We start from the raw sequence: 3,067 nt of genomic DNA on the forward strand, positions 1-3,067 counted from the left end.
GACCGCGCCGCCGACCTGGCCGAAGGCGCCGTCCAGGCCGCCGCCGTCATCGACGACGGTCGGGCCGCCCGGGCGCTGGCCGGCTTGGTCGAGGCCACCAACACCCCGATCGAGGACGAGACCGCGTGACTGCCGACGTTCTGGCGCACATCGCCGCCTACAAGCGCGAAGACGTGGCGGCGCGAAAGGCCGCCCTGTCCCAAGATGCGGTCGAGGCCCGCGCCAGGGAGGCCTCGGCGCCCCGCGGCTTCCGCGCGGCCCTTGAACGGCGCGTCGAAGACACGGGCCGCCCCGCCCTGATCGCCGAGATCAAGAAGGCCAGCCCGTCCAAGGGCCTGATCCGCGCCGACTTCGATCCGCCCGCCCTGGCCCGGGCGTACGAGCGCGGCGGCGCGACGTGTCTGTCGGTGCTGACCGACGGTCCCAGCTTCCAGGGCGACGACGCCTTCCTGGCCGCCGCCCGCGACGCCGTCGCCCTGCCCTGCCTGCGCAAGGACTTTCTGGTCGACCCCTGGCAGGTGGCGGAAAGCCGGGCGCTGGGCGCCGATTGCATCCTGATCATCCTGGCCATGGTCGACGACGCCCTGGCCGCCGAGCTCCTGGCCGAGGCCGAGCGGTTCGGCATGGATGCTCTGATCGAGACCCACGACGAGGCCGAGATGGCGCGCGCCTGCGAGCTGGATGGCGACCTGGTCGGCGTCAACAACCGCTCGCTCCGGACCTTCGAGGTCGATCTGGAGACTACCGAGCGCCTCTCGATGCTCAGCCCGGTCCGCGCCCTGCTGGTCGCCGAAAGCGGCATCTTCACGCCCGACGACGTGGCTCGCGTGTCCGACGCCCACGCCCAGGCGATTCTGGTCGGCGAAAGCCTGATGCGTCAGGACGACGTCGAGGCCGCGACCCGGGCGTTGCTGAGCTGAAGCTGCGGTCAGAACCCGTCAGACGAAATCACGGCCCCTTCCGCTATGACGGCGAGACACTGCGGAGATCGGTGATGCCAGTGCGCCTGTCTGTCCTGATCACATTGGCCGCCATGGCGGGATGCGCCGAACTGCCGCCCGGCCTGGGGCCGGACCCGGACGCCCCGTTCCATCGCCGTCTATGTGCCCGCCGCCGCCGGCCAGCCGGCCTCCATCGAGCTCGTCCCGGCCCCGGACAACAGCTGGCGGACACCGCCTGCGCCCCCGGCTGAAGCCCCGGAGGGCGGGGAGCGAATCCAAGACCCGTTGACCCTCGCAGGCGACGAAGCCACGGCGTTTCGAGCCCTCGTCGACAACCTGACGCCGCGTGAAGCCCCGTCGCCCGACGACCTGGCGGTCCGGCTCGGCCCGCCGCCGATCGCCGACACGGGCGGCCCGCACGTGCGGATCGAGCGCCTTAGCCGTCCCTGCGGCGCGGCGTACGGAGCCGCCACGCGACCTGACGTTCGCCCCCGCCTCTGCCCTTCGCCAAACGCCCGTCACCGGATCTGGCGGCTTGCGCTGACCGGCGCCGGACTGAGCGTCGGCGACGTCGGCGAAGCCCTGGAACGAGCCGGCTATCGCGATCTCGGAGAGACCCCGGTCAACCCGAACCTGCACCCTCCGCGTCCCGGAACGGAAAGCGTGTTTGTCCGGACGGCGCGTGACCCGGTCGTGGCGATAGGCCATCTGCGTCAAGGCTCGCGTTCGCCGCGGCCGACAGCCTTTTCCTGCTGTGGCCGGATTCCTGAACCGTCGGCACATCGACGCTGCGGAAGCTTTCCAGGCCCGCATTGCGAACATGTAATCCGACGCGCGATTGACCTGACTACAATTGTAGCTACCCTCGGCGGCGACCTATTGGAGACCGTCGTGCTCGACACCTTGGCGCCGCGAGAGCGGCAGATCGTGGACATCCTCTACCAGCGTGGCGATGCCACGGTCACCGAGGTGCGTGAAACGCTGCCCGACCCGCTGACGGCCTCCGCGGTCCGCGCCATGCTGGTCAGGCTGGAGTCCAAGGGCCTGGTCGAGCGCCGGGAGTCCGACCGCGGGTTCGTCTACACGCCCAGCGTCTCGCAGGCCGAGGCCACCCGCTCCGCCCTCGGCAAGGTGGTCAGCACCTTCTTCAACGGCTCGGCCGTCGGCGCGGCCAGCGCCCTGCTGGACCTCAACGGCCCGCTCAAGGACGCCGATTTCGACGAGCTGGAGCGCCTGATCGCCGAAGCGCGCAAGGGGAGGCGCTGATGATCCCCCAGTTCCCCGAGATCGCGCTCAAATCGTTCCTGATGTCCGCCGTGGCGATCGTCCTGGTCGCCGCCCTGCGCGGCCTGCCGGCGGCGCAGCGGGCGGCCGTGGCCCATCTGGGCCTTTTCGCCGTCTTGGCGACGCCGTTCCTGGTGGTCTTCGGCCCGGACCTTCGACTGACCGGCTTCTGGAGCCGCACGATCGATCTGGCCGGCCCGTCCCAGATCGCCGCGGTGAGGCCGGCGGGAGAAGCGCCCCTCGCCGCCCTCCCGTCGGCCGCTTCGGTCGATCTCGGCCTGATCTGGCCGCTGGTCTGGGTCGCGGGATCCGTCGTGCTGGCCGCCGCCCTTCTGCTCGGCCTCGCCCGCCTGTTCCTGCTGCAGCGCCAGGCCGAGGTCCTGACGGATCGGGATTGGCTGTCGGCGCTCGCTCACGCCCAGCGGCGCATGAAGCTGAAGGCGGGGACCGCGCTGCTGAGCAGCGACCGCGTGACGTCGCCAATCAGCTGGGGCCTGTTGCGGCCCACCATCGTGCTCAGTCCGGCGGCGGTCGCCGTGCCGCATCGCGCCGAGGCCATCATCGCCCACGAGCTGGCGCATCTGGTCCGGCTGGACTGGCTGAACCTGCTGATCGCCCGCCTGGCCGCGGTCGCCTTCTGGTTCAATCCCCTGGTCTGGATCCTGGCCCGGCAGGCGCACGATCTGCGCGAGGAGGCCGCCGACGACATGGTGCTCAGGGGCGACGTCAACGGCCCCGACTACGCCGATCTCCTGGTCCATTTCGCCCGCGGCGAGGCTCGCGCCTCCGGCCTGGCGGCCCACGGGGTCGCGCCGGGCAAGGCCTCGCTGAAGCGCCGGGTG

General features: G+C 71.3%; 3 protein-coding genes. All 3 read left to right on the forward strand.

What is annotated here, in order from left to right; all coding sequences use genetic code 11:
- Positions 1-125: 125 nt before the first annotated feature.
- Positions 126-920, forward strand: a complete 795-nt coding sequence (gene trpC / locus AC2W7C_RS15885; RefSeq protein ID WP_486002269.1) for an indole-3-glycerol phosphate synthase TrpC — start codon at positions 126-128, stop codon at positions 918-920.
- A 183-nt stretch (positions 921-1,103) separates the two neighbouring features.
- Positions 1,104-2,207 carry a BlaI/MecI/CopY family transcriptional regulator gene (locus tag AC2W7C_RS15890; RefSeq protein ID WP_486002270.1) on the forward strand — a complete coding sequence of 368 codons (1,104 nt, stop codon included), beginning with the start codon at positions 1,104-1,106 and terminating at the stop codon, positions 2,205-2,207.
- The coding region (locus AC2W7C_RS15895; protein WP_486002271.1) for a M56 family metallopeptidase at positions 2,207-3,067 on the forward strand (861 nt) is incomplete at its 3' end. The genes AC2W7C_RS15890 and AC2W7C_RS15895, both read left to right, overlap by 1 nt.

The organism is Brevundimonas sp. CURTG3B2_SDJG (assembly GCF_057364705.1).